Source organism: Ensifer adhaerens, from assembly GCF_028993555.1.
Taxonomy (GTDB): domain Bacteria; phylum Pseudomonadota; class Alphaproteobacteria; order Rhizobiales; family Rhizobiaceae; genus Ensifer; species Ensifer adhaerens_I.
Genome location: NZ_CP118610.1, coordinates 2499717 through 2524502, shown reverse-complemented (window position 1 = coordinate 2524502; position 24786 = coordinate 2499717). Strand labels below are relative to the sequence as shown.

The window sequence follows — 24786 nt, the reverse complement described above, 5'->3', positions numbered from 1 at the left end:
GCCTCGTTGAACGAGGCGTTCCTCTAATCCCTGCGATCGAAATGGGTCCGGAGCGCCACATGCGTCTGCACCGTGGCGACACCCGGGATCAATGAAATCTGCCGACGGATCGTGTCGAGGTCGCCATTGGAGGCGCATTCAACAAGTACCATCAGATCGGTGGTGCCGGCGAGCGACCAGCAGGTGACGACGGGCGGCATGGCGGAAAGGTGCGGCACGATGTGGTCGCAATTCTTGCCGGACTGGAAACTGATGGCGACCAGTGCCCTGACCGTAGGGTTCTTGTCCTCGACACCGAGACGGATCGTGTAGCCGGCGACGACGCCCTTGGCTTCGAGGCGCCGCAGGCGCTCATGCACGCCGCTGCGCGAGAGGCCGGCATGTCGGGCAAGCGCCACCAGACTCTGGCGTGAATCCTGGCGAAGCGCTGCCAGTAGCAGCCGATCCTTGTCGTCGAGTTCCGTCAAATTGTATCTCCTTTTGTGCGATGTCCGGACGATTGTCCGGTTTGGCGCCATCTTGTCCAGTGAAACCGGACGATAGGACAGATAGCTTCCTTCTCGCAACGAAGGAGCTTTGCCATGAAATTACCAGTTGTACCCGACAATGCCGTGCTGCTGCCGATCGACATGCAGCAGGCTTTCGACAGCGCCCCCTGGCCGCGCCGATGGAACCACGATATCGACCGGAACGGTCTTGCTCTGCTTGCCGCCTGGCGCGCGGCCGGTCGGCCGGTGATCCATGTTCGCCATGAAAGCGTCATGCCGGGCTCGACGCTTGGACACGGTGCGTCCGGCAATGCCTTCCGGCCCGGCTTCGAGCCGCAACCCGGCGAGCCACTCGTCACCAAGAGTGTCAACGCGGCCTTCATCGGCACCGATCTCGACCTCAGGCTTCGGCGTCTCGGCGTCGATACAGTTGTTGCGTTCGGCATCTCGACCGACATGTGTGTCTCCACCTCGGTGCGCGTCGGCGCCAATCTGGGCTACCGCATGATCCTCGTGGAGGATGCGTGCGATTGCTTCGATCAGCCGGATGGAGATGGAACGGTAATCGCGGCACGGGACGTCCACCGAGCCCATATCGCGACCTTGCGCGCCGAATTCGCCGAGGTGACGACAACAGTTGCTTTCGTCGAAGCCCTACGCCGTCCGGACGCCGCCTAGAGTATCCCACTCTCCTGTCGAATCGCCGAGCGCGCGCTATTTACAAGCGATTCCTGATAAACTGTGAAGCGGGTTTCCGCCGGAATTGTGTCGCATTCCGGGCAGTGCACCCGCTGTTCACCGGTTTGTGCCGCGAACCTCAACGATCTCGGTCGTCCATTTCGGCGCCATCAGGCTCTGGCCTTCGCGGTTCGGAAAGGTGAGGAAGGTCTCGAACGGCCGGCTCTGGCCGGCCGGCACCCGGGCGAGAATGAGGGCCGCATCGTCGCCGATCGTCTGGCAGGTATCGTCGGGACAATCCTCCAGCGTGACGGAGAGGCGGAAGTATTCCAGCATGGTCTGGCCCTTGTTCGTCACCGTGCCCCGCAGGCGGAAGCTTCGTTCCGGCTGGCTTTGCTCGAAGGTCAGGCCATCAAGCGCAACGTCGGCAGCGGTCAGGCCCGCGGGCTGCGTCGTCTGGGCCGGCTCCGGTGCTGCGGGCTTGCGGCCGTCGCGGTCGCTGAACCAGATGATGAAGGCGACGAGCAGGCCGACCGCTACGGCAACCGAGAGGATCGGTTCCGCCCATTGGCGAAAACGGCTGAAGCGTGCTGCCAGATACACAACGACGAGCCCCAGCGGTAACGCAATCAACCAAAGCATCCGGATCCTCCTCACCGCATCATTCCTTGAATCGGATTCGATGCAAGAGGGAAACCATGCAGCCGATCAAAGCGTTAGACGGTCTCTGCCCTCAATAGTCGAGGCCGTGACGGCACTTATACAGGGTGCCCGACGGCTGACAACACGCGACCATAGGCAGCAGCCGATGGTTCCATTTGGCCGATGATGGGCCTTTTGCCGGCAAACTAGTCCGCCGGTTTCAGATCCACCCAATAGGTGCCTTCGAACGGAACCGCGGCGAACCGGGTGTTGATTTCGGCAAGGCTCTTCTTCGGGTTGAGATCGCCAAACAGGTCCGGCCGGATCCAGGTGGCGAAGGCTTCGGCGGCGATGATGTTGAGCGGGATGGCGTTGAAGAAGTTCCAGAGACCATGGACGCGCTTTTCCTGCACGGCGCGGATGCTGGACAGGGCGGGCGCCTCGATGGTGCGGGCGAGCGTCTGCTGCGCTTCGTCCTCGCCGACACCGGGGCCGATCGACAGCGTGCCGTATTTGCCGCCGGGCGAGGAGGTCGCGATGTAGATGTCGGGGTTTGCCGCCATGATCGCCTCGGCGTTGACCGTGCCGCCCGGTCGGGGGAGCACGCCTTCGGCAATGTTGCGGCCACCGGCGATCGTCAGGAATTCGCCGAGACCGCCGGTGCCATAGGCCCAGCAGCAGCGGTCGGCCTGGGGGAAGGCGTCCATCAGCACCAGCGGCCGCGGCTCGGGTTTGGTGGCGACGCGTGATTGAATGAGCGCCAGCTTGTCCTCGTAGAACCGGGCGAAGGCTTCCGCCTGTTCGTCCCTTTCGAAGATCTTGCCGAGCAGACGCATCATGCGCGGCGTGCTCGTCAGCGGATCGTTGTTGAAGTCGACGACGATGACGGGAACGCCGATGCCGGTCAGATAGTCGATGGCACGCTTGCCGGGTTCGGTGTCGGCCTGCCAATTGGCGAGGATGGCAAGGTCGGCCTTCAGCGTCAGCAGCGTCTCGAAGGACAGGCCCGGGCCGGTTCCGTCGTCGATCTGCGGGACATCGGCGATATCAGGAAACTTCCGCCGGAAGCTCTCGTAGATTTCCGGATTGTCGCCCTTCATGTCACCGGACCAGCCCGCCAGCAGGCTGACCGGATCGGGATGGATCAGCGACAGCGCGACGAGATTGAAGCCGCTGCCGAGAAGGATCGCCTTGGGCTTTGCCGGGATCGTCACCTCACGCCCGACCGCATCGGTAACGGTCATCGGCCAGTGGCCTTCGGTGCGGGCGGACAAGGCAAAGAGCAGGGTGGTGGCGAGAACGAGTATCAGCCGCAGGGCGGCCGGGAAGAAGCGGCGAAAAATCAAAACCTATTGGTTCCTTTGGCTGGGAAGGGCGCAGAGGCTGCCGCAGCTTGGCACGCCGGGCAGCAGATAACGCAGGCAGCAGATCTTGCGCCGGCAGACGCGGGCACCGTCGTCTTCCTCGTGGCGCAGGCAATCGAAGAAGGGGTTGGGCGTGCCGTCCGGCAGGGATTTGCTGCCGATGAGCGCATCGGCCTGGGCGTTCAGCGGCTCGATACCGGAGGCCCTGAGCGCATAGTCGATATAGACGAGCGCATTGTTCCAGGCGAGTTTCGGGGCGATGCCGCCGACGGACTTGAGGTAGCCGACGACCTCCCGCAGATGCCCCTGCATCAGGGGGCCAAGCGTTGCGAAAACATCGGCGTCGTCGGTGTCTTGCCAGTCACCCGACGTTGCGACGCCGAAGGTCCGGGGCAGGCCATCTTCGGCAAGCGCCACTTTCATCCGATCGAAGGTGACAGGCAGCACCTGATGGTCAAGGACGCGCGCCACCAGATAGGGGATGGTGAGGCTAGAGAAATAGTAGAGCGACCACATGGAGGCGACGGCGCGCCGGTCGCTGGCGCCGGATTTTTCCGTGTAGATGTCGAGCGCTCTGTCGAAGGCGCCGGAAGCGAAGAAGTCCGGCAGCGCCACGCCGTCGGAGAGTTCATCCGAAAGCACCATCTTCTCGTTGCACCAGGCATGGGTGCCGGCAAAGGCGGCGGATAGCGCCTTGGGGCCGCCCGTTGCGACGACCGGTTCGGAAGCGGCAGCCGTCATGACGTCATCCGCATCCGGGCAAGCCCGATCGAAAACCCAGCCGTGGAAGAACGCCATCCCGCAAGCATGCAACACCTTCTGAGCGCGGTCAGAAACTCATAAGGTGATCGTGTTACTCAAGATTTTGCGCGACGCAAGTCATTTATGAGTTTTGCAATCATGATTTGCGAGCAAAAGGCGCGGGAAGCCGCAAGCCGAAGCCTGCGGCCGTTGAAGCGTCGGAACGCAGGCTGTGCGCCGCCTATTGCATCAAGCCCAGCTGCTTGTAGAAGCCGAGCGCGTCATAATAATCGCTTTGAGTTGCGATCTTGCCGTCCTTGACCGTGAAGACCGAGGCTCCGGTGATCTTGAAGCTCTTGCCCGTCGCGGCCGTGCCATCGCTCCAGGCGCCCGTGTTGGTGCCGGAGAATTCCCATTCGAAGGAAACCTTGTCGCCGGCGGCGATGGCATCGCCCTTCATTGTCCACGCGACGTCGGGAACGGCATTCAGGAAATTGTCGATGACGCCGGTCTTGGCGGCGTCTTTCCCGGTGACCGGCTTGCCGACGGACGCGTCGTAGTAGGTCACGTCGTCGGCGAAATAGGAGGCTGCCTTGGCCGAGTCATGGGCGTTCCAAGCCGCGACATAGGCCGCGACCACATCCGGTGCCGCCTCGGCGGCGAAGGCCGCCGGCGTGAGCACGAGGGCGCTGAGGCTAAGCGCCCCAGCAGCAACAAGCAATTGACGACGGTACATGGCAAACTCCTCCCGTTTTGTTTTTGTTTGCATGCTTTTGCGGAACCACGCCTGAGTGCGGTGTCAGCCGTGGTTGATCATGATGTGGCGAACGGCGGTGTAGTCTTCGAGCGCGTAGACCGACATGTCCTTGCCGTAGCCCGACTGCTTGACGCCGCCATGCGGCATCTCGTTGGTCAGCATGAAGTGGGTGTTGATCCAGGTGCAGCCGTATTGCAGGCGGGACGCCGCCTTCATCGCCCGGGAGATGTCCTTGGTCCAGACGGAGGAGGCAAGGCCATAGTCGCTGTCATTGGCCCAGGCGATCGCATCGTCCTTGCCGGTAAAGCGGGTGACGGAGACGACGGGACCGAAGACTTCGCGGCGCACGATCTCGTCTTCCTGGGTGGCGCCGGCCACGACCGTCGGCTGGAAGAAGAAGCCGTCCGAACTGCCGGCGGCACCGCCGGTGGTGATCTCGATGTGCTTCTGGTCGGCAGCGCGCTCGACGAAGCTTGCGACACGGTCGCGCTGGCGGCGCGAGATCAGCGGGCCGATCTCGTTTTCGGTGTCGTCGGCGAGGTTGTAGCGGATGGTCGAGACGGCCGACGTGAGGTCGGCGACCAGCTTTTCGTAGATGCCGGCCTCGGCATAGATGCGGCAGGCGGCGGTGCAGTCCTGGCCGGCATTGTAATAGCCGAAGGTGCGGATGCCGTTGACCACGGCTTCCAGATCGGCGTCGTCATAGACGATGACAGGAGCCTTGCCGCCGAGTTCCAGATGGGTGCGCTTGACGGTCTTGGCGGCAGCGGCCAGCACCTTCTTGCCGGTGGCGATATCGCCGGTGATCGAGACCATCGAGATCTTCGGGTGGTTGATCAGCGCGTTGCCGACGGTCTCCCCACGGCCGGAAACGACGTTGACCACGCCTTCGGGCAGGATGTCGGCGAGCACGCGCGCGAGCTTCAGCGCCGTCAGTGGCGTCTGCTCGGACGGCTTGAAGACGACGGTGTTGCCGCCGGCGATCGCCGGCGCCAGCTTCCAGGCCATCATCATCAGCGGGTAGTTCCAGGGCGCGATCGAGCCGACGATACCGATCGGGTCGCGGCGGATCATCGAGGTGTGGCCCGGCAGATACTCACCTGATGTCGGCGCGTGCAGGTTGCGCACCGCGCCGGCAAAAAAGCGCCAGCAGTCGACGATGGCCGGCAGTTCGTCGTTCTTCACCGCATTGATCGGCTTGCCGCAGTTGAGCGCTTCGAGCGCTGCAAAACCGTCCGCATCCTTCTCGATCGCGTCGGCGATTTTCAGGAGATAGTTGGAGCGCTCGCCGGGCGTGGTCTGCGACCAGCTGGTAAACGCCTGCTCGGCCGCGTCGACGGCTGCCTCGACCTGAGCATGCGAGGCTTCCGGCAGGTCGACGATCTTGCCGCCCGTCCGCGGGTTCAGGATGTGTTCGTCGGCCTCGGTTCCGGCCTCGAAGCGCGAACCGATCAGCAGTTGGGTGTCCATGTCTGTTCTCCCTTGAAAGTCGAGTTATTTGCCGGCGCCGGCGATCTGGTCGCCATCGCGGGTGAGGTAGTAGGCGCCGAGGATCGGCAGGAAGGTGACGAGCACCACGGCCATGGCGACCACGTTGGTCACGGGCCGCTGGCGCGGGCGGATCAACTCTTCGAGCATCCAGATCGGCAGGGTCGACTGCTGGCCGGCGGTGAAGGTGGTGACGATCACCTCGTCGAAGGACAGCGCGAAGGCGAGCATGCCGCCGGCCAGAAGCGCCGTGCCGATGTTCGGCAGGATGATGTGGCGGAAGGTCTGGAAGCCGTCGGCGCCGAGGTCCATCGATGCCTCGATCAGCGAGCCGGAAATCCGCCGGAAGCGGGCGACGGCATTGTTGTAGACGACGACGATGCAGAAGGTCGCGTGGCCGAGCACGATGGTCCAGAACGAGAAGGGGATGTCGGCCATCGAAAAGGCGGAGCGAAGCGCAATGCCGGTGATGATGCCGGGAAGCGCGATCGGCAGGATGACGAGCAGCGAGACCGTCTCGCGACCGAAGAAGCGCGTCTGGCTGACGGCGGCGGCGCAGAGCGTGCCGAGCACCAGCGCGACGGCGGTCGCGATCGAGGCGACCTTGACCGAGAGCATCAGTGCGGCCCAGACGTCGGGCCTGTTCCAGGCAACGGCAAACCATTGCGTCGTCAGCCCTGGCGGCGGGAACTGATAGCTCTTTTCCTCTGTCGTAAACGCGTAGAGGAAGATCAAGAGGATCGGCAGGTGCAGGAAGGCGAGGCCGACGCCGGCCGCGATCTTCAGGCCCATCGGCGAGCGGTTGCGTTCAGAGCGCATCGAAGGCCCCCATGCGTTTGGCGACGAAGAGATAGGCGCCCATGATGACGATCGGCACCACGGTAAAGGCGGCGGCGAGCGGGATGTTGCCGGCGGTGCCCTGCTGGGCATAGACCGCCTGGCCGATGAAGAGGCGCGACGAGCCGACGATCTGCGGAATGATGTAGTCGCCGAGCGTCAGCGAAAACGTGAAGATCGAACCGGCGACGATGCCGGGCAGCGCCAGCGGGAAAAGCACGTAGCGGAAGGTCTGGGCCGGCGTGCCGCCGAGGTCGGAGGAGGCTTCGATCAGGTTGCCCTGCACGCGCTCGAGTGCTGCCTGGATCGGCAGGATCATGAAGGGCAGCCAGACATAGACGAAGACGATGAAGGTGCCGGTGTAGCTGACCGAAAGCGAGTTGCCGCCGACCACGGGCAGCGCCAGCCAGGCGTCGAGCAGCCAGAGCAGGTGCAGCTTCTCGAAGAACCAGGTGAGGATGCCTTCCTTGGCAAGAATCAGCTTCCAGGCGTAGATCTTGACGAGATAGCTCGACCAGAGCGGCAGCATGACGCCGAGATAGAACAGCACCTTCCATTTCCCCTGCGCATAGCGCGCCGCATAATAGGCGATGGGGAAGGCGATGACGGCGGAGGCGAGCGTGACGGTCGCCGCCATCAGGACGGTGCGCAGGATGATATCGAGATTGGTTTCGCTGAGGAGTTGGCGATAGGTCGCAAACGTGAATTCGTAATTGATCAGGCCCGAGAAGTCGTCGATCGAAAAGAAGCTCTGCAGCAACAGCGCAAACAGCGAGCCGAGATAGACGACGCCGAGCCAGAGGAGCGGCGGCGCGAGCATCAGCGTCAAAAGCAGATGCGGATGGCGCCAGAAGAAGTCCGACAGGCGGCCGGCGGGGCCGCGGCGTTTGGGCAGGACGAGGGGTTCGGCAAAGGCGGTCATGCGTCCTCCATCGGGTGCAGCTCGTGTGCGGCGAAGCTGATGGTGACGGGGCTGCCGAGGGCCGGGACGGCAAGGGCTGCGGGGCTGGCGACGGCGACACGGGCGCCATCGACATCGACGACAACGCGGTTTACGGCGCCGAGGAAGCTATGGGCGGCGACGGTGCCCGTCAGGCTGAGCGCGCCATTGGCGGGTGCTGCGATGGCGATCGCTTCCGGGCGCAAGCTGGCGAATGGCGCCTTCAACCCGAGGCGCTGGCAAAGCTTGGCGGGCAGCACGTTGGACGAGCCGACGAAATCGGCGACAAAACGGGTCTTTGGCTGCTTGTAGACGTCTTCCGGGCGGCCGAGCTGCTGGATGCGTCCGTCGTTGAAGACGGCGATGCGGTCGGCCATCGACAGGGCCTCGCCCTGGTCGTGGGTGACGAAGACGAAGGTGATGCCGAGCGATTTCTGCAGGCTCTTCAGTTCCTCCTGCATCTGCTCTCGCAGCTTCAGGTCCAGCGCGCCGAGCGGCTCGTCGAGGAGCAGAACCTTGGGCTTGTTGACGAGCGCACGAGCGAGCGCGACGCGCTGGCGCTGGCCGCCGGAGAGCTGGCCGGGGCGGCGGGTGCCGTAGCCCGGCAGCTTGACCATGGCGAGCGCGTCTTCGGCCGCCTTGCGCCGCTCCTCGCGGCCGACACCCTTGACCATCAGCCCGTAGGCGACATTGTCGAGGATCGAAAGGTGCGGGAAGAGGGCGTAATCTTGGAAGACGGTGTTGACGCTGCGCCTGTAGGGCGGAACACCCTCGGCCGTTTCGCCGAAGATTTCGATATGGCCGCCGGTCGGTTGCTCGAAGCCGGCCATCAGGCGGAGACACGTGGTCTTGCCCGAGCCGGAGGGGCCGAGCATGGCGAAGAACTCGCCCTCGGCAATCTCGAGGTTCACGCCATCGACGGCGCGCACGGCGCCGAAGTGGCGGGAAACATTGTCGAAGAGAACGGCGGTGGTCATTCAAGATACTCCAGAAAGTGTGGCCCCTCATTCCCGCGGTGAGGGGAAGCGCCCCTCATCCCCACGGCGAGGGAAGGGCCCCTCATCCGCCCTGCCGGGCACCTTTTCCCCGCAAGCGGGGCGAAGGGGACGTGCGGCGGGCCTCTTGCCTCAAGGTCACGCCCTGCGGATTGGCCGAGGGCATTCCCTCTCCCCACGTGGGGAGAGGGTCAGGGTGAGGGGCAAATGCTTGCGATATGTCGCGACGGCTCAGCGGCCGCCGATCACGCCGATATAGTCGGATACCCAGCGGTGATAGGGCACGCATTCACCCTGGCTTGCGCACTTCGTCACCGGTGTCTTCCAGAACTTGACCTTGTCGAAGTCCTCGTAGCCGTTGGTCTTGCAGCCGGCATCGGTCAGAAGCTCGTTGCCCTTGCAGGCTGCGCCGACGGACGGGTTGGCGCCGAACCAGGCGGAAACGTCGCCCTGAACCTTCGGCGACAGCGAGTGCTCCATCCACATATAGGCGCAGTTCGGATGCTGGCTATCGGCGTGCAGCATAGTCGTGTCGGCCCACCCGGTCACGCCTTCTTCCGGAATAGTCGAGGCGATCGGGAGCTTTTCGGCTTCCATCAGGTTGACCTGGAACGGCCAGGAGCCGGAGGCGACGACGCCTTCGTTCTTGAAGTCGTCGATCTGGATCATCGCGTCGTGCCAGTAACGGCCGACCAGCTTGCGCTGGCCGCGAAGCAGCTCGAGGGCCGCCTTGTATTGATCTTCGTTGAGTTCGTAGGGATCCTTGATGCCGAGGTCCGGCTTGTGCGCCATCAGGTAGTTGGCAGCGTCCGCCACGTGGATCGGGCCGTCATAGGCCTGGACGCGGCCCTTGTTGGACTTGCCGTCGGGCAGGTTCATTTCCTCGAAGACGACGTTCCAGCTCTTCGGCGCGTCGCCCTTGAAGGCGTCCTTGTTGTACATCAGCACGTTCGGGCCCCAGACATAGGGCGTGCCGTAGTGCACGCCGTTGACCGTGAACCACGGCGCGTTCTGCATGCGCTCGTCGATGGTCTTCCAGCTGGGGATGAGATCGGTGTTGATCGGCTGGACGCGCTTGCCGGCAACCAGGCGGAGCGAGGCGTCGCCCGAGGCGGTGACGAGGTCGAAGCCGCCTTCGTTCATCAGCGCCACCATTTCGTCCGAGGTGGCGGCCGTCTTCACCGAGACCTTGCAGCCCGTCTGCTTTTCGAAATCCGTGACCCAGTCGTAGCTCTTGTCGGTCTCGCCGCGCTCGATGTAGCCGGCCCAGGCGACGATGGAGAGTTCGCCTTCACCCTTGCCGAGTTCCTTCAGCGGCTCCTGCGCGAATGCCGGGGCGACAAGGCCGAGCGACAGGGTCAATGCCGTGCAGGATTTGAGCATCTGCTTCATCTGAATTCTCCCAGTTTTGAGCCGCGTTTTGCGGCTTCGTTCCCAGAATGAAGCGTGCCTTGGTTTCACCGTATTCGCAAATTCATTAAACAGAATGACGCTTTCGGATTTTCCGATATCAAACTCGTGAAATCGCCTGAAAGCAAGAAAAACCAGCGGGTTAGCGCGGGCGGGCGCTTCGAAGCGCCTCGGCGATGCCGACGAAATCGCGTGCCGATTGCGGCAGCCCGGAACCCTTGCGCCAGACCATGCCGACCTGCACGACGGGGAGCGCGCCCGAAACATCGCGGCTTTCGATGCGGTCGCCTTCAAGCGACCAGGGGCGGTAGACGAGATCCGGCAGCAGTGCGATCCCGGCGCCTGTTGCGACCAGGCTGCGCACCGCTTCCACGGACCGGGTGCGGAACGCCACGTGCGGGCGGGCGCCGAGTGCGGTCAAAAGCTTGCCGGTGTTCTCCTCGATTTCATCCACCGTCAGCATGATCAGCGGTTCCTTGGCGATATCGCTGACGGAGATGATGTCGGCACTGACCAAGGGATGTCCGATCGGCAGCCACAGGCGATAGGGCGAGGTTTCGAGGATTTCGGCCTGCAGTGCCATGCGATCGCGCAGGTTGGAGATGACCATGACGGCGACGTCGAGCTCGCCGCCGATCAAGAGATGTTCGAGATAGGAGCCGTTGTCCTCGATGGCGCTGACTTCGACGCCGGGGCAGGCGCGGCGATAGCGGGCGAGCAGATCGGAGAGCACGTAACCGGCAACCAGCGAGGTAACACCGAGATTGAGCTTGCCGCCGGTCTCTTCGCGGCTGTCGGAAAAGCTGCGCCGGGCGTCGGAGACATTGGCGAGGATCTTGGTGGCGTGGCGCAGGAACTGGTGGCCATTGTGGGTGATCGACAGGCCGCGCGGATGCCGGTCGAAGAGCTCGACGCCGAGATCGCCTTCCAGCTCCTTGATCGCTTCGGTGATCGAGGATTGCGAGATCGAGAGGTTCTGTGCCGCACGGGTGATCGAACCCTGTTCGGCGACGGCGACGAAATACTGCAACTGTCGAAATGTGAAGGCCATGGCGCGAGTTAATAGGTGCGGGGCGAGGCTGGCAAGCGCCGAAACGCAAGCGGATCGATCGCTGATTTTTTCCTGTCATGTCGGTTTTCGGACAGGCAGCGGGATTGCCGATGCTAAGCTGCGAGCGGAAGCGGAGCAGCGGGAGGATGACGTGGACCAGATGACCAAGCGGCCGATGCCGACGGAAGAGGGGATACTCGCCTTTCACCGCCGCTGCGAGGACTTCTATCCGACCGATGCGGTCGATGCCTCGATCGAGCAGCAGCGAAAATGGTATGACGCGCTCTGCGCCGAATTCGATGCACCGAGCCCGGCCGGGCTCACCCGCGAGGATACGCTTGTCGACGGTCGCATTAAGGTCCGGCGCTATCGGCCGGCGACGGTTTCGACCAATACCCGGATCTACTACATCCATGGCGGCGGCTTCGTCGTCGGCTCGCTCGACAGCCATGATGCGATCTGCGCCGAGCTTGCGGATTTTGCCAAGGCCGAGCTGGTGTCGGTCGACTACCGGCTCGCGCCGGAGCATGTCTGGCCGGCGGCCTTCGATGACTGCTACACAGCGCTTCAGGCGCTTCTGTCCGACGGCCGTCCCGTCGTCGTTACCGGCGACAGTGCCGGCGGCAATCTCACGGCGGGTATAGTGCTCAAGGCCCGCGCGGAAGGGCTCAAGGGCATTGTCGGCCAGGTGTTGATCTATCCGGGCCTTGGTGGCGATCTGGTCTCGGGCTCCTATGAAGAAATGGCCGAAGCACCGGGGCTGACGACCGCCGACACCAGCTATTATCGCAAGATTCTGCAAGCGCCCGCCGACAATCCCTTCGCCGCACCTCTGGCGGAAAAGGACCTTTCGGGCCTGCCGCCGAGCTATATCACCGGTGCCTTCTTCGATCCCTTGCGCGACGATGCCCGCATCTATGCGGCGCGGCTTGCGACCGCCGGCGTCAACGTCACCTTCCGCGAGGAGCCGCAGATGATCCATGCCTGGCTTCGGGCCCGGCACATGAGCGAGGGCGCGCGCGAAGGTTTTCGGCGGCTGGCGGAAGGTGTGGCGGTTCTCGTCGGCACCCGTTGACGCAGGAAACAGTGCAACGGAGGTCTACCGAGAAAAAGGGGCTTAGCTCTTCGCCTTGAAGACGAGCACCGGGTTTGTCCGGAAAGCTTGCGGGAAGAGCGCCCGGAGGTTCTCGATCTTGGGCAGGTCGTTGTAGACGATGTAGGGATGGGTCGGGTTTCGTGTCAGGAAATCCTGGTGATAGTCCTCGGCTGCGTAGAAGCCCTTGAATGGCGAGACTTCCGTCACGATCGCTGCCGGGTAGGCGCCTGATTTGCCGAGTTGGGCCACATAGGCATCGGCGATGCGCTTCTGCTCCGACGTCACTGCAAAAACGGCCGATCGATACTGGGTGCCATGATCCGGCCCCTGGTAGTTGAGCTGTGTCGGATTGTGGGCGACGGAGAAGAAGACCTGCAACAGCCGCCCATAGGTGACCTCGCGCGGATCGTAGGTCACTTCCACTGATTCCGCGTGGCCGGTCTTGCCACCGCTCACGGTCTCGTAATCGGCAGTCGCGGCCGTGCCGCCCGAATAGCCGGAGACGGCCTTGCGGACGCCTTTCACATGCTGGAAGACGCCCTGCACGCCCCAGAAGCAGCCACCGGCGAAGACGGCAATCTCCGTCGACACGGCTGCCTTCTCATCGAGCGATGGCGGGGGGATGACCACGGGCGGTTCCTGGGCGGCGGCAAGCGGTGCAGATGCCAGCAGGGCGGCGAAGGCGATTGCCAAGGTGACGACGGGTCTGCCCGAGATATGTGCCGATTTGCTGCTACGCGCCATCGCTTCCTCCCATCGCCGGACGTCATGCCCGGGCTTCGATGACCTCATGTTTTCATGGGAATGACAATGGTCAAATCGCGATCGCGTGCTTCACGCCAACGTGACGATCCGCTACCACTTCACGAGCAGAAGAGTTTCAATGCAGGGAAATGACATGGCCGGAGAAACGGATCTCGCGAAGCTGTTGGCGACGATGAACCCGGTGCTGTTTCCGCAGACCTATGTCTACTGCACGGTCGCCTACCGCGATGCCGCGCGCTACCAGATGCTGGAACCGCTCGCCACCTATCGCGAGGATGAAGGGCTCACCTTGGTGCTTGCCCGCGATGCCGCCGACGAGGCGGGGCTCGATTACGGTCCGCTGCTTCGGCGCATTACGCTCAACGTGCATTCAGCACTCGAGGCCGTTGGTCTGACGGCGGCGGTTTCGGCGGCGCTGACGCGCGAGGGCATCAGCGCCAATGTGATCGCTGCCTATTATCACGACCACATCTTCGTGCCGGAAGCGGATGCCGAGCGCGCACTGGCAGCCCTGCGCTCCCTGACGATCGCCTGATTTTCGAGAGCTCGCCGGGCGACTACATGAAGCGCGTGTCTTCCGGTGCATTGAAATGGTCGTCGGCGCGGCCGTTCTCGTAGATGATGGGCGCTTCGGCGAGCTGCGCGTCGCTGACGCCGTCGAGGCAGGCGACGTTGACCGCGTAGAAGTGGCCGAGGAAGTCCTTGTGGTAGCCGCGCGAGAAGGGCCTGACGCCACACCGGCTGCAGAAATAATGGTCGACATCGCCCTCGATCCAGCTCGAATTGTCGGCACGGTAGCTCGTGAGCCTGTCCTTGCCGGCGGTGATCTCGAATTCTTCACGAAGGGCAAAGGCCTTCTGCATGCGCGTCTTGGCGCAGAAGGAGCAGTTGCAGCGGCGGATGCCCTCGGCAAGGTCGAGCTGGCATGCGAAGGTAACGGCGCCGCAATGGCAGCTGCCGCGATAGAGCTTCTTCATCGGTTTCCTCCCTGATTCTGGACGCGCGTCACCTTTCGCCGGCAGGATTGCCGGCGCCGAGGCGCTGCCTTGTTTCCGTATCGATGCCGCGGCAGTTTGCGCCGCGGGGCTATCCGACGTTGGCCGACGGCGACGCCTTATCGACGAGCGCAGGATCTCCGCCCGTGCCGTCGTCGCTCGCCTTGCGCAGGAGCAGGAAGGCCATGAGCGCGGTGGCGAGCGAAAGGAACACGCAGATCGAAGCTGTGAAGGCGAAGGACTGGGTGAAGACGCCGCGCGCCGCCGTCAGCAGCCGTTCGGCGTCTGCCGGCGGCAGGCCGGATGCGACCGCGACAGCGCCGCCCAGCGTCTGTCGTGCCGCCGCGATCGTTTCTTCCGGCAATCCGGTCACCACCAGCTCGTCCATGCGGCCGCGATAGGCCGAGGTCAGCAGGCTGCCGAGCACGGCGATGCCGAGCGCGCCGCCGAATTCGAAGCTGGTTTCCGAGATCGCCGAGGCCGCACCCGCACGTTCCGGCGGCGCGGAACCGACGATCATGTCCGTCGTCAACGTGCCGATCGAGGCGAAGCCGAGGCAGAGGATGACGAGACCTGTCGTGACGAGCAGCGGGCTGCTCGTTGTGCCGACCTGGGTGCAGATCGCAAAACCGACGGCCGCCAGAACGAAACCGGAGGCGATCAGATTGGAAGCGGCAAAGCGTGTCGCAAGCACCGGCACCCCCATGGAGGCGAGGATCATCGCGACGCCTGTCGGCACCGACCAGAGGCCGGCAACGAAAGGCGAAAGCCCGAGCACCAGCTGCAGATACTGCGCAACGAACAGGAAAGCGCCGAAGCCGACGAACATGCCGAGGATGTTGACGCCGAGTGCTGCACTGAAGGTTGGCGTCTTGAACAGCGCCAGATCGATCAGGGGGTCGGCAAGACGGAGCTGGCGCCGTGCAAACAGGATCGCGACGGCAATTCCGAGCAGAATGAAGAAGATCGCCGTCGTGTCGAGCCCTGCCTCGGCGATGTGCTTCACGCCGTAGATCACCGAAAGCACGGCGACGAGCGACTGGGCGGCGCTGGTGAGATCGATCCGGCCGGCCTCGGGATCGCGGAACTCCGGCAGCAGGATCGGGCCCAGAACCAGGATCAGCACCATGACGGGGACTGCCAGCAGGAAAACCGAGCCCCACCAGAACTGCGACAGCATGAGCCCGCCGACGACGGGGCCGATGGCGCCGCCGGCGGAGAAGCTGGCAAGCCAGACTCCGATCGCGAAGGTACGCTGCCTGTCGTCAAGGAACATGTTGCGGATCAATGAGAGAGTGGAGGGCGCAAGCGTTGCCGCGGCGATGCCGAGCACGGCACGCGCGAGGATCAGCGTCTCGGCGTTCCAGGCAAAGGCGGCGAAGATCGAGGCGAGGCCGAAGGCGATCGAACCAATCATCAACAGGCGCCGGCGGCCGATACGGTCACCGAGCGTTCCCATTGTTATCAGGGAGCCAGCGACCATGAAGCCGTAGATGTCGATGATCCAGAGGAGCTGGGCGGCTGAGGGTTTCAGTTCCTCGGTCAGTTGCGGGACCGCGAGGTTCAGCACGGTCAGGTCCATGGAATAGAGCATGCAGGGCAGGGCCAGCACGGCCAGCCCGATCCACTCGCGCCGGGTCGCCTTCGGACCGGGCGCAGAAAGGTTTTGCGGGTTTGCGATCTCAGACATGTTCGACAAAGTCCCTGAGCCGCTCGAGGCACTCGCCCCAGCCTTCCTGGTGCGAGTCGCGCTCTTCGACAGTCTCGAATGGTGTTTGCTGGAAGACCAGCCGCGTCTTGCCGCCGATATCGGCGAGGGAAACGGTGATCAGCGTGTCGGCGCCGGGCGCGCCGTCTTCATCCCAGGCGAAGGTGAAGACGAGCTTTTCCGGCTCGCGCACTTCGCGATAGACGCCGCTCATCCAGTAGTCCTGGCCTTCGGGCGAGCGGATGCAGGCGCGCCACGCGCCGCCCGGACGGAAGTCCATGCTGACCGAATGCGGCGTGAAATCACGTGGTCCCCACCAGCGCAGCATGTGCTCGGGCGTCGACCAGACCTTGAAGACGAGGCTCACCGGCGCTTCGAAGTCGCGCACGATTTCCAGTCCGATATCCTTGCGCGTTGCGTTCGCGGTCGCCGCTGTCATGAAGCCTCCTCCCAGGGCGCCCCAATGCGCCCAGCCTTTAACCGTATAGTTATTTAACTTGTCGGTTAATATCTGGGCGCAAAGGCGCTTGTCAAGGCAGGGTCAAACGGCGATCTGATTTTTGTCAATTTGGCGGGCAGGGACAGTGGTCCTAGCCGTCGCTTACTTTTCACGAGGCTGCGGGCAGGCACCGCGTCTTCAGCCGGGCAAGCACCCGGCCGAAGGCGCCGGGGTCGTTGAGGCTGCGAGCGAGGATCAGCGCGCCCTGAATGCCGCCAACGATTTCCTCGGCGAGTGCGTTGCATTCCGCCCTTGGCGTACCGGCGCGTTCGAGCGTTGCGGCGAGATCGGCGCGCCAATCGGAAAAGTAACCGTTGAGTTCGCGCGCGAAGCGGTCGTGGGCACCGCTTGCCGCGATCACCCCCATCAGGCAGAGTCTGCGGCCCTGGCGGAAATAGCTGTCGACGCCGGCAAACATCGTCTCCAGCGCTTGCTCAGGACTTTCCGTGTCGCGCAGCGCGTCGAAGATGTGGGTGCGGAACCAGGCTGCAATGTCGCCAAGCACGGCTTCGGCCATCTCCTCCTTCCCGCCCGGGAAGAAGTGGTAGAGGCTGCCCTTGCCGAGGCCGGTCTTCTCGGTGATCAGGCTGAGGCTCGTGCCATCATAGCCATGTTCGCGAAAGGTCTCCGCGAGCGTCGCGATAACGTCCTTTCGCTCAGTGACGATGCGGCTCATGCCGGTTTCCTCACCAGCGGATATTCCACCTTGGCGAAGCGATGGAAGAGGGCGCCGACGGCAACGAGGATCAGCGAGCCGGTCAGCACCGGAAAGAGCAGGAACTCGAAGCCGGGATCGGCGGCAAAGACGACGAGCGGATTGGCGCCTGCCGGGGGGTGGGTGATGCGCAGTGCCGCCATCAGCGCGATTGCCGCGCCCACGGCGATCGCGACGGCCCACCATTCGTTGGGGAAAATCGCTCTCAGGATTAGGCCGACGAGCGTCGCGACGACATGACCGCCGACGACATTGGCCGGCTGCGACAGGGGACTTGATGCGACCGAGAAGATCAGCACGCAGCTGGCGCCGAAGGGCGCCATCAGCATGGGATGGCCGACAAGATTGGTGAGCGCGCCTACGGCGGCAATGGCGACAAGGCCACCGATGCCGGCGATGAGGCCGCGGTTGATATGAACGGGAGGCTGGTGACGCGAGAAGAAGTGACGCATGTGTGTACCAATCGGTCAAGTGTTTACCGATTGGTACAATGGCGCGCCAATGAAGTCAAGAGGGTGCTGCCGGACTGGACGCGGCGGCGGCCAACCGCCGGCCCGTTCCAGGCGAACCTCACATGAAATCGCGAGGGATGCGCTTCTTGAAGTGCTTCTCGAAGATCCGCGTTTCGCCTTCGTAGGCGACCACTTCAGCCTCGGTGATCCACTCGCTTTCGCTGCAGTGGAGCGTCGAGGTCGAAACCGTGCGCACCGACCAGCCGTCACGCTTGGCAACGCAGGTCCAGGTCGAGGTCCCGATCATCGAGCGCGGATCGTCGGGCGCGATCGACCAGGTTTCATCGCGGATGTCCTGCGTTGAAAGGCCGGTCTGTGGATGCTCGGAGAGGCCGGTATCCTCGTAGATCCGATAGTGCGTCATGCCGTGGGTCATGTCGCGCTCGACGGTGCGGCTCGAAGTACCGCGTGTCAGTTCGCGGTACTTCGGCAGCGGATCTGGGTTTTCCGGCTCGTGCACCACGATCTCGCGGTGCGCGCCGAGCAGGGGCAGCGCCAGCGACAGGCTTGATGTGTCGATCGTGAGACCCGGATCGGTGGGCGATGGCAGGATCAGCGGCCAGTAGGAGGTGGAGAGCGACACGCGGATGCGGTTGCCCGGGCGGAAGCGATAGCCACAGGCGTCGAGCACAAGCGTGATCCGCGTCTTGCGGCCCGGCTCCATTGCCCGCGGGCTGGCGTTGCCGTCGCGATGCGCCAGATTGAGGACACCGAAGGCGACGCGGGTCGCGGTACCATCCGGATGTACGTCGACGAGGCGGACGGCGAGATTGGCCGTTGGCGCCTGGCAGGTGACGTCGACTGTCAGCGTCGGCTGGCCGAGATAGTCGGCGGATGCAAGCAGCGGTGCCGTCTCGAAGGTGAGCGAGCCGGCATCGTCGATGCGCTGGTCGCCCGCCATTTCGGCGTCGGGCTTCAAGGTAAAGTACTCGCCGGATGCCGTGCCGGTATCGAGCGGCGATTTCAGGTAGATCTCGCCGACGCCGGTACCGCCGGACGAGGGCGTCAGCCGGCCATCATGGGAGATGCCGAAGAGCTGCATTTCCGGTGATGCCCAGGCGTCCTTTGCCACCCAGCGGCCGGGATCGCTGTCGCGGCGGAGCGACGGGCGTGGCCCGTCGAGAATATAGGCACGCACCTGCGGCCCTTCCTCGGCGCCATTCTTCTCGTCGCGCAGCCAGCGGTTCCACCAGCGGATCGCTTCGCCATGAAAATCGGCACGCGGCTTCGGGAAGGCGAAATGCGGATATTTGTGCACCCAGGGGCCGATGAGAGCCTTCGCCTTGCCGCCGAGGCCCGCGACCGCCTTCAGCGGTGTGTTGCGATAGCCGTCGGCCCAGCCGGCGATGACGAGCGCCGGGATCGCGACCTTGTCGAAATCGTCTGAGATCGAGCCGTGCTGCCAGAAGGCATCGCGGCGCTGGTGCTCCAGCCACTCCTCCATGAAAAAGGGCTCGTTCTCCAGCCGCTCCAGCCACATTTCCTTCCAGCGGTCGCCGACGATCGCCGGGTCGGGCGAGCGCGACTGGTAGCCGAGCATGGTCGCCGCCCAGGACAGTTGGGCGGAGAGATGGCAGCCGTTCTTGTAGTGGATGTCGTCGTTGTAGCGGTCGACGGTGGAAGCGATCGAGATGACGGCCTTCAGTGCCGGTGGCCTCAAGGCTGCGACCTGCAGGCAGTTGAAGCCGCCCCAGGAGATGCCCATCATGCCGACCTTGCCGTTGGACCACGGCTGCGCGGCGATCCATTCGACGATCTCGCAGCCGTCCGAAAGCTCGCGCGGCGTATATTCGCCATCGATGACGCCTTCGCTCTCGCCGGAGCCGCGGATGTCGACGCGAACGCCGGCAATGCCGGCGGCGGCAAAGACGGGATAGGTGGATTCGTCGCGCAGGCTGGTGCCGCCCTGCTTGCGATAGGGCAGGTATTCAAGCACAGCCGGAACCGGGTCGGCTTCCGCGCCAGCGGGCATCCAGATGCGGGCGGCGAGTTCGGTGCCGTCCTTCAGCCGGATCCATTCGTTTTCGATCACAGTGAATTCACGTTCGGACATGTCGTTCTAGCTATCTCTTTGTTCTCTTGGGCAATACGGGACGCAAAATCGCGTCCCGCATTTTCTGGAGTTGTTCCATTGCTGTTCGCGATCCCGGATACGAAACCGCGCGGCACTTTCGCTGGAATTGCCTAGCTGTCGAACCAGACGCGGCTGCCGACGTAGCCGTTGGAAAGGTCGTTGCCGATGTCGTCGACGAAGCCCTTGAGTGAGGCCGAAGCGGCGTTCACGTAATCGTTGAAGACCGGCAGGATCAGGCCGCCTTCGTCGCGCACCGTCATTGCCATGGTGTGGTACATCTCCTTGCGCTTTGCGTCGTCGAGCTCGGAGCGGGCCTGAAGCAGCAGCTTGTCGAAATCCTCGCGCTTGAAGCGCGTGTCGTTCCATTCGGCGGTGGACAGGTACGACGTCGAGTAGCGCGAATCCTGCGTCGGCCGGCCGCCCCAGTAAGAGGCGCAGAAGGGCTGCACGTTCCAGACGTTGGTCCAGTAGCCGTCCTCGGGCTCGCGCCGCACTTCGATTTCGATGCCGGCCTTCTTGGCGCTTTCCTGGAAGAGAACAGCCGCATCGGCGGCACCCGGGAAGGCCGCGTCCGAGGTTCGCAGCAGGATCGACCGGTCGTAGCCCGACTTCTTGAAGTGGAAGGCGGCCTTGTCTGGGTCATAGGCCCGCTGCTCGATGCCTTCGGGTGCAAGCGCATAGTTGCCGTTGACCGGATAGTCGTTACCGAGCGTGCCGAAACCGCCGAGCACCCGGTCGAGGATGGCCTGACGGTCAATCGCGTATTTCAGCGCAAGTCGCAGGTCGTTGTTGTCGAAGGGCGCCGTGTCGCAATGCATCAGGAAGCTGTAGAAGCCCTTGCCGGCGGTACGCAGGATCTCGACGCGCGGCGCGCGCTTGAGGAGCGGCACGGTCTTCGGGTCGATGTTGTTGATGAAGTGAACCTGACCGGAGGAAAGCGCCGCAATGCGCGCCGTCGTGTCGTTCATCACGATGATCTCGACGCTGTCGACGAAACCGCGGTCCGAGCGCCAGTCGTCGGCGTTCTTCTCGAAGGTCGAGCGCAGACCCGCTTCGTAGCTCGTAAGCTTGTAGGGGCCGGTGCCGATGGGCGAGGCCGGATTGTCGACGCCACCCTTTGGCTGGATGATCAGGTGATAGTCGGTCAGAAGCAGCGGCAGGTCGGCATTGCCTTCGGTCAGCGTCAGCACAAGCGCCCCTGCCTTTTCCTCGATCGTCTTGATCGAGCGCATCAGCCCGAGCGCGCCGGACTTCGAGCCTTCGTCCGCATGGCGCTTCAGCGTGGCAACGACGTCGGCAACCGTCAGCTTGCTGCCGTCGTGGAAGCTGACATCGCTGCGGATCTTGAAGGTCCACTCGGACGCATCCGCCGAAGGGGTCCAGGATTCGGCAAGGGCCGGCAGCGGCGCACCGGTCTTCGGATCGGATTCGACCAGTGTATCGCCCCAGAGATGACCGATGACGAACAGGACCGAGCCGCTATAGGTGGCCGGGTCGAGCGAATCGGTGGTGGCGCCGCCCTTGAGACCGAGCTTTAGATGGCCGCCGCGCTTCGGCTCCTCAGCCCGCGCGTCGCTTGCGCCAAGCGTTGCGCCGAGGCCGGCCGCAAGGCCAAGCGCTGCGGTACCCGCCAGAAAGCCGCGCCGGCTGATGCCGGTCGAAGCCATGCTCGCGGGGACGAGAAGGCCGTCGGGTCGCTTCGTGAATTCGGTCATTCTAGGGTTCCCTTTGGTGAAATGTTTATCGGGAAAACCTAGCGGCTGCAGGAGCGTGCACAATTTCGCGACTTGACGCTTTTTTACGCGGTTTTACGCTGCCGCCTTCGCCGCCTGCTTGCGTCAAGGCGGCTGGCGCCAGGGTGAGGGCAGATAGCACAGTGCAGGACATCGAAATCTTCTCGGCCAACCTCAGGTTCGCCTGCGCGACACGACGTTCGATCTCGCAGATCTGCCGCGAGATCGGCATCAACCGGCAGCAGTTCAATCGCTACATCGGTGGCGAAGCGCGGCCGTCAGCGCACAATGTCGCACGCATCGCCCGCTTCTTCGGACTGGCGGCAGAAGACTTCGCGCTGCCGGCAAAACAGTTCGAGGCGCGCATGACGCGACCGGACCGCGATCGCTCGGATGCCAGCCTGTTGCTCGAAGGCTTCCCCGGCGACATCGCGGGCTTGAGGCGCCATATCGGCTACTATCAGACTTACCATGTTTCGCTCTCCTGGCCGGGGCTGGTCGTGTGCTCCTGCGCCCGGATCTACGAGGAGGCAGGCTCGATCCGGGTCAAATCCATCGAGCGCATCCGCGACCCTGCCAACGAGATCCAGCAGTTTTCGAAATATGTCGGTCTCGTCACCTTCTGGCGAAACCGCATCTTCGTCGCCGAGCGCAGCATCGGGCGCGAACCGATGCTGGCGCAGACGATCCTTTTGCCGTTCGAGGTGCACCAGCGCGTCTATCTGCGCGGCACCACCATGGGTGTCTCCTGGCGCAAGGAGAACCTGCCCTATGCGTCCCGGATGATCTGGCGATCTCTTGGGGCCCAGCCGGACCTGCGCCAGATGCTCTCGCGCTGCGGTGTGCTGTCCTTCGCCTCACGTCATATGCCGCAGACGGTCCGCGCTTTCCTCGATGCGCCCGGTGCCGAGCTTTTGACCGTGCCGAGCGAATATTGAGGCGGGGGCGCGGCCGTGCGATGGTTGCACCGGCAAGGGGACAATTGGAGAAGAGGTCATGAAAGCTGTAGCGGCCGTCACCGCCTGCCTTTGGTTTGCCGTGCCGGCTCCGTCCGTGATGGCTGACGAGGCGTGGGCGCCGATCCCGTCCTGCGCGCTTTCGGGCGCCTCCAGCGTCATGATCGGCGGCCAGCCGGCGCTCAGGCTCTCCGACGTCGCCAATTGCCCGCCTGAACTTTACGAGGTGGTGCCAAGCATCATGATCGAGGGCCAGCCCGTCGTGCATTTCCGTGCCGGCAGCGGCGCCAAGGGCGATTGCGTGGCGAAGGCCGAGGCGACGGTGACCTTTGAAGGTGAGGCGGCGCAGAGGGTGGGCGACGTCGACTGCCGACAGAAGTAGGTACTGCCCACAGTTCTGCCGAGGCCGCTCGGCCGCGTGCTCCACGTTGTCTGCCGCCTAGTCGAACATTGCCAGCCGGGATCCTTCCTGCACCGCCCGCAGGGCCGGAGGGTTGGTGACCGGGTAGCCGGCGATGAAGCGTTCGACCGAGAAAAGCGGAAACTCGGTCTTAAGCCTCAGCGCGGTGCTTGCCGCTTCGGATGATTGTCCGACAAACGCCTGGGCCATCGCCTGGAACATGAGGGTGTTCGGCGCTTCCTGCGAACTGCGTCCCAGCGCCGACAGGCTCTCCGCATGGCGTCCGGCGACGAACAGGGTGCGGCCGAGCATGCCGTAGTACCAGGGCGGCGCCAGGGGATTGAGGGACATCGCCTTTTCGATCAGCGATAGTGCTTCGTCCGGATCTCCGGCCACCAAAGCCTTGCTTCCGGCGAGCAGCGCCAGCGTGTCGGCATTGTGCTTGCCGTGCCGGAAGGCGACATCTTGGGCGTCGGCCGCACCCTTGAGATCACCCATGCAGGCCTTGAGATCGCCAAGGCAGGTGTGGGCGAACGGGTTCGTCGGATCGAGCCTGATGGCCTGTTCGATCGCCGATCGCCAGTTCCCGATGGTCGTATCAAGATCGCTGCCATAGCCGTTGCACGCCTGGACGGCGTGGGCATAGGCCAGTTCGGTCCAGGCCCTTACCCGTGCGGGGTCCAATTCCAGCGACCGCCTGAGGAGGCGGATCGCCGCGGCGTTTCCCTCCGGGCTGAACCGGTTGAGCTCTTCGACCCCGAGAAGGTAATAATCGTAGGAGTGCAGGCTCGAGGGCGCCTTCTTGCGGCTCGCATTGCGTCCAAGGGCGGCAAGCCTGCCGAAGCAGCCCGCCAGCGCGTTGACGACGCCCTCCGTCAAATCGTCCTGAAGCGCGAGTATGTCACCGATCGGCCGGTCGTAGCGCTCACTCCAGAGCGTCATGCCGGAGCGCGTTTCCGAGAGCTGGATCGTCAGCCGCACCTGTCGCTCGTCGGCGCGCACTTGGCCGGTCACCGCATAGGTCGCGCCGACGGCCTGGACATGGTCGTCGTAGCTCTCCGCACGGTTGCCCAACTGCTTCATGGTGTGGAAGGCGACGACGGGCACATCCGCGTAACGCGCAAGATCGACGCAGATATCCGATGACAGGCCGTCGGCAAACCGGTTCCAGCGCTGCTCCTCGTTGAGGCTTTCGATCGGGAACAGGGCGAGGACCGGTGGTCCTTGCTCGGCCGCCGCCTCGATCGTTCCCTCCGGTGGCCCCGCTATCTCCGACGCCAGCTCGATCTTGTTGCGAACGCCGAGCTTGCCATAGATCGTCGCAAGGTGGCTACGCACCGTCGATGGCGCGATGCAGAGCGCTTCGCCGATCTGGCGATAGGTCAGGCCGGCAGCAAAGCGCTCGGCGACCGCGCGCTCGCGATCCGACAGGACCGCAGGCACAAAGCGACGCGTCAGGATGCGGGCCATACCTGCCTCCTTGTCGTTCCAGCTGTTCGTTCTGCTGCGGCTTAAGCAAAATACTACAAATGCTGGACGCAAAACACCGCACATGTGCGATTGCCGCATAGCCCTATGAGGCTAGAGTTTGCGCTGAACATCACGTGGGAGGACGACCATGAGCAAGCTACTGTCAGGCATGTCCGACTTCTACCACGCCGTATCCGAGGACGTCGAACAGACGTCCGAGCCCGGCGATGGCCGCATCACCAGGTGGTTTCATCCAAAGCGTCTGTTTGCCATGTGGGACGATCGCCAGCACTACCGCGACCAGCTTGCCCATATGGCGGTCGATGCGCCGGAGCTGATCGATGATATCGGCCTGACCGAAAAGCAGGTCGATAGCGAGGTGAAGAAGCATTTCTGGGAGCATTGACGCGAGCTCACGCGAAGCGTGAATGCGCCGGTCGCGTCCTGACGCGGCATTGGGGGCAGGGAAGCC

The 24786-nt window shown here is 63.8% G+C and carries 26 protein-coding genes; 6 read left to right on the top strand and 20 right to left on the bottom strand.

Translation table 11 applies throughout. From position 1 onward, the window contains the following. Positions 1–23: 23 nt before the first annotated feature. Complete coding sequence (locus PWG15_RS12300) at positions 24–467, bottom strand: Lrp/AsnC family transcriptional regulator (RefSeq protein WP_275020089.1); 444 nt, start codon at positions 465–467, stop codon at positions 24–26. Positions 468–581: 114 nt separating this feature from the next. Here PWG15_RS12300 and PWG15_RS12295 point away from each other — a divergent pair, with 114 nt between their 5' ends. After that, the gene (locus PWG15_RS12295; RefSeq protein WP_275020086.1) at positions 582–1166 is read left to right on the top strand and encodes an isochorismatase family protein; all 585 of its coding nucleotides are present in this window, start codon (positions 582–584) and stop codon (positions 1164–1166) included. 117 nt (positions 1167–1283) lie between these two features. Here PWG15_RS12295 and PWG15_RS12290 read toward each other — a convergent pair whose 3' ends face one another. The 10 genes from PWG15_RS12290 to PWG15_RS12245 form a co-directional block, all read right to left on the bottom strand. Further along, the gene (locus PWG15_RS12290; RefSeq protein ID WP_275020083.1) at positions 1284–1808 is read right to left on the bottom strand and encodes a hypothetical protein; all 525 of its coding nucleotides are present in this window, start codon (positions 1806–1808) and stop codon (positions 1284–1286) included. Between the two features lie 206 nt (positions 1809–2014). After that, positions 2015–3118, bottom strand: a complete 1104-nt coding sequence (locus tag PWG15_RS12285; protein ID WP_275024415.1) for an ABC transporter substrate-binding protein — start codon at positions 3116–3118, stop codon at positions 2015–2017. 39 nt (positions 3119–3157) lie between these two features. Further along, positions 3158–3913 carry a siderophore-iron reductase FhuF gene (fhuF, locus tag PWG15_RS12280; protein ID WP_275020081.1) on the bottom strand — a complete coding sequence of 252 codons (756 nt, stop codon included), beginning with the start codon at positions 3911–3913 and terminating at the stop codon, positions 3158–3160. A gap of 241 nt (positions 3914–4154) precedes the next feature. Next, entirely contained in the window at positions 4155–4649 is a 495-nt protein-coding gene (locus PWG15_RS12275) for an ester cyclase (RefSeq protein ID WP_275020079.1), read from the bottom strand. Positions 4650–4712: 63 nt separating this feature from the next. After that, complete coding sequence (locus PWG15_RS12270) at positions 4713–6140, bottom strand: gamma-aminobutyraldehyde dehydrogenase (protein ID WP_275020078.1); 1428 nt, start codon at positions 6138–6140, stop codon at positions 4713–4715. Positions 6141–6164: 24 nt separating this feature from the next. After that, positions 6165–6977, bottom strand: a complete 813-nt coding sequence (locus PWG15_RS12265) for an ABC transporter permease (RefSeq protein ID WP_275020076.1) — start codon at positions 6975–6977, stop codon at positions 6165–6167. Then, positions 6967–7917, bottom strand: a complete 951-nt coding sequence (locus tag PWG15_RS12260; RefSeq protein ID WP_275020074.1) for an ABC transporter permease — start codon at positions 7915–7917, stop codon at positions 6967–6969. The genes PWG15_RS12265 and PWG15_RS12260 overlap by 11 nt, the downstream gene beginning before the upstream one ends. Then, positions 7914–8912 (bottom strand): ABC transporter ATP-binding protein, encoded by a 999-nt coding sequence (locus tag PWG15_RS12255; protein WP_275020073.1) that lies wholly within the window; start codon positions 8910–8912, stop codon positions 7914–7916. Before PWG15_RS12255 ends, PWG15_RS12260 begins: the two co-directional genes overlap by 4 nt. A 249-nt stretch (positions 8913–9161) precedes the next feature. Beyond that, entirely contained in the window at positions 9162–10322 is a 1161-nt protein-coding gene (locus PWG15_RS12250) for an ABC transporter substrate-binding protein (RefSeq protein ID WP_275020071.1), read from the bottom strand. Positions 10323–10482: 160 nt separating this feature from the next. Then, a complete protein-coding gene (locus PWG15_RS12245) occupies positions 10483–11391 on the bottom strand; it encodes a LysR family transcriptional regulator (protein WP_113540408.1) in 909 nt (302 codons plus the stop codon). 160 nt (positions 11392–11551) lie between these two features. Between PWG15_RS12245 and PWG15_RS12240 the strand changes: the two genes are divergently transcribed. Next, positions 11552–12466, top strand: coding sequence for an alpha/beta hydrolase (locus PWG15_RS12240; protein WP_425536760.1), 915 nt, complete (start codon positions 11552–11554; stop codon positions 12464–12466). 42 nt (positions 12467–12508) lie between these two features. On the opposite strand, the gene msrA is transcribed toward PWG15_RS12240, so the two are convergent. Then, the gene (msrA, locus tag PWG15_RS12235; RefSeq protein ID WP_275020066.1) at positions 12509–13231 is read right to left on the bottom strand and encodes a peptide-methionine (S)-S-oxide reductase MsrA; all 723 of its coding nucleotides are present in this window, start codon (positions 13229–13231) and stop codon (positions 12509–12511) included. A 154-nt stretch (positions 13232–13385) separates the two neighbouring features. On the opposite strand from msrA, the gene PWG15_RS12230 reads away from it, so the two are divergent. Next, entirely contained in the window at positions 13386–13787 is a 402-nt protein-coding gene (locus PWG15_RS12230) for an ACT domain-containing protein (RefSeq protein ID WP_275024414.1), read from the top strand. Between the two features lie 22 nt (positions 13788–13809). On the opposite strand, the gene PWG15_RS12225 is transcribed toward PWG15_RS12230, so the two are convergent. The 7 genes from PWG15_RS12225 to PWG15_RS12195 form a co-directional block, all read right to left on the bottom strand. Continuing rightward, complete coding sequence (locus tag PWG15_RS12225) at positions 13810–14229, bottom strand: GFA family protein (protein ID WP_275020064.1); 420 nt, start codon at positions 14227–14229, stop codon at positions 13810–13812. 109 nt (positions 14230–14338) lie between these two features. Then, positions 14339–15937: an MFS transporter gene (locus PWG15_RS12220; protein WP_275020062.1), complete on the bottom strand. Its 1599-nt coding sequence runs from the start codon at positions 15935–15937 to the stop codon at positions 14339–14341. After that, the gene (locus PWG15_RS12215) at positions 15930–16394 is read right to left on the bottom strand and encodes an SRPBCC domain-containing protein (RefSeq protein WP_275020060.1); all 465 of its coding nucleotides are present in this window, start codon (positions 16392–16394) and stop codon (positions 15930–15932) included. The genes PWG15_RS12220 and PWG15_RS12215 overlap by 8 nt, the downstream gene beginning before the upstream one ends. A 169-nt stretch (positions 16395–16563) precedes the next feature. After that, complete coding sequence (locus PWG15_RS12210) at positions 16564–17130, bottom strand: TetR/AcrR family transcriptional regulator (protein ID WP_275020058.1); 567 nt, start codon at positions 17128–17130, stop codon at positions 16564–16566. Next, positions 17127–17621 (bottom strand): HPP family protein, encoded by a 495-nt coding sequence (locus PWG15_RS12205; RefSeq protein WP_275020055.1) that lies wholly within the window; start codon positions 17619–17621, stop codon positions 17127–17129. Before PWG15_RS12205 ends, PWG15_RS12210 begins: the two co-directional genes overlap by 4 nt. A gap of 118 nt (positions 17622–17739) precedes the next feature. Beyond that, complete coding sequence (locus tag PWG15_RS12200; protein WP_275020054.1) at positions 17740–19734, bottom strand: CocE/NonD family hydrolase; 1995 nt, start codon at positions 19732–19734, stop codon at positions 17740–17742. 131 nt (positions 19735–19865) lie between these two features. After that, complete coding sequence (locus tag PWG15_RS12195; RefSeq protein ID WP_275024413.1) at positions 19866–21422, bottom strand: ABC transporter substrate-binding protein; 1557 nt, start codon at positions 21420–21422, stop codon at positions 19866–19868. Between the two features lie 209 nt (positions 21423–21631). On the opposite strand from PWG15_RS12195, the gene PWG15_RS12190 reads away from it, so the two are divergent. Further along, the gene (locus tag PWG15_RS12190) at positions 21632–22426 is read left to right on the top strand and encodes a helix-turn-helix domain-containing protein (RefSeq protein WP_275020052.1); all 795 of its coding nucleotides are present in this window, start codon (positions 21632–21634) and stop codon (positions 22424–22426) included. 58 nt (positions 22427–22484) lie between these two features. Continuing rightward, entirely contained in the window at positions 22485–22826 is a 342-nt protein-coding gene (locus PWG15_RS12185; protein ID WP_275020051.1) for a PAAR domain-containing protein, read from the top strand. A gap of 57 nt (positions 22827–22883) precedes the next feature. On the opposite strand, the gene PWG15_RS12180 is transcribed toward PWG15_RS12185, so the two are convergent. Continuing rightward, positions 22884–24314, bottom strand: a complete 1431-nt coding sequence (locus PWG15_RS12180; protein ID WP_275020049.1) for a LuxR C-terminal-related transcriptional regulator — start codon at positions 24312–24314, stop codon at positions 22884–22886. A 148-nt stretch (positions 24315–24462) separates the two neighbouring features. Here PWG15_RS12180 and PWG15_RS12175 point away from each other — a divergent pair, with 148 nt between their 5' ends. Beyond that, positions 24463–24720, top strand: a complete 258-nt coding sequence (locus tag PWG15_RS12175; protein WP_275020047.1) for a DUF1127 domain-containing protein — start codon at positions 24463–24465, stop codon at positions 24718–24720. The last annotated feature ends 66 nt before the right edge of the window (positions 24721–24786 follow it).

Excerpts from the sequence above, each read along its gene's own strand:
- PWG15_RS12270 (WP_275020078.1), bottom strand. The coding sequence starts at position 6,140 with ATGGACACCCAACTGCTGATCGGTTCGCGCTTCGAGGCCGGAACCGAG.
- PWG15_RS12175 (WP_275020047.1), top strand. The coding sequence starts at position 24,463 with ATGAGCAAGCTACTGTCAGGCATGTCCGACTTCTACCACGCCGTATCC.
- PWG15_RS12230 (WP_275024414.1), top strand. The coding sequence starts at position 13,386 with ATGGCCGGAGAAACGGATCTCGCGAAGCTGTTGGCGACGATGAACCCG.
- msrA (WP_275020066.1), bottom strand. The coding sequence starts at position 13,231 with ATGGCGCGTAGCAGCAAATCGGCACATATCTCGGGCAGACCCGTCGTC.
- PWG15_RS12260 (WP_275020074.1), bottom strand. The coding sequence starts at position 7,917 with ATGACCGCCTTTGCCGAACCCCTCGTCCTGCCCAAACGCCGCGGCCCC.
- PWG15_RS12195 (WP_275024413.1), bottom strand. The coding sequence starts at position 21,422 with ATGGCTTCGACCGGCATCAGCCGGCGCGGCTTTCTGGCGGGTACCGCA.
- PWG15_RS12205 (WP_275020055.1), bottom strand. The coding sequence starts at position 17,621 with ATGCGTCACTTCTTCTCGCGTCACCAGCCTCCCGTTCATATCAACCGC.
- PWG15_RS12245 (WP_113540408.1), bottom strand. The coding sequence starts at position 11,391 with ATGGCCTTCACATTTCGACAGTTGCAGTATTTCGTCGCCGTCGCCGAA.
- PWG15_RS12265 (WP_275020076.1), bottom strand. The coding sequence starts at position 6,977 with ATGCGCTCTGAACGCAACCGCTCGCCGATGGGCCTGAAGATCGCGGCC.
- PWG15_RS12200 (WP_275020054.1), bottom strand. The coding sequence starts at position 19,734 with ATGTCCGAACGTGAATTCACTGTGATCGAAAACGAATGGATCCGGCTG.
- PWG15_RS12290 (WP_275020083.1), bottom strand. The coding sequence starts at position 1,808 with ATGCTTTGGTTGATTGCGTTACCGCTGGGGCTCGTCGTTGTGTATCTG.
- PWG15_RS12295 (WP_275020086.1), top strand. The coding sequence starts at position 582 with ATGAAATTACCAGTTGTACCCGACAATGCCGTGCTGCTGCCGATCGAC.
- PWG15_RS12240 (WP_425536760.1), top strand. The coding sequence starts at position 11,552 with ATGACCAAGCGGCCGATGCCGACGGAAGAGGGGATACTCGCCTTTCAC.
- PWG15_RS12180 (WP_275020049.1), bottom strand. The coding sequence starts at position 24,314 with ATGGCCCGCATCCTGACGCGTCGCTTTGTGCCTGCGGTCCTGTCGGAT.
- PWG15_RS12220 (WP_275020062.1), bottom strand. The coding sequence starts at position 15,937 with ATGTCTGAGATCGCAAACCCGCAAAACCTTTCTGCGCCCGGTCCGAAG.
- fhuF (WP_275020081.1), bottom strand. The coding sequence starts at position 3,913 with ATGACGGCTGCCGCTTCCGAACCGGTCGTCGCAACGGGCGGCCCCAAG.
- PWG15_RS12225 (WP_275020064.1), bottom strand. The coding sequence starts at position 14,229 with ATGAAGAAGCTCTATCGCGGCAGCTGCCATTGCGGCGCCGTTACCTTC.
- PWG15_RS12255 (WP_275020073.1), bottom strand. The coding sequence starts at position 8,912 with ATGACCACCGCCGTTCTCTTCGACAATGTTTCCCGCCACTTCGGCGCC.
- PWG15_RS12185 (WP_275020051.1), top strand. The coding sequence starts at position 22,485 with ATGAAAGCTGTAGCGGCCGTCACCGCCTGCCTTTGGTTTGCCGTGCCG.
- PWG15_RS12275 (WP_275020079.1), bottom strand. The coding sequence starts at position 4,649 with ATGTACCGTCGTCAATTGCTTGTTGCTGCTGGGGCGCTTAGCCTCAGC.
- PWG15_RS12250 (WP_275020071.1), bottom strand. The coding sequence starts at position 10,322 with ATGAAGCAGATGCTCAAATCCTGCACGGCATTGACCCTGTCGCTCGGC.
- PWG15_RS12215 (WP_275020060.1), bottom strand. The coding sequence starts at position 16,394 with ATGACAGCGGCGACCGCGAACGCAACGCGCAAGGATATCGGACTGGAA.
- PWG15_RS12210 (WP_275020058.1), bottom strand. The coding sequence starts at position 17,130 with ATGAGCCGCATCGTCACTGAGCGAAAGGACGTTATCGCGACGCTCGCG.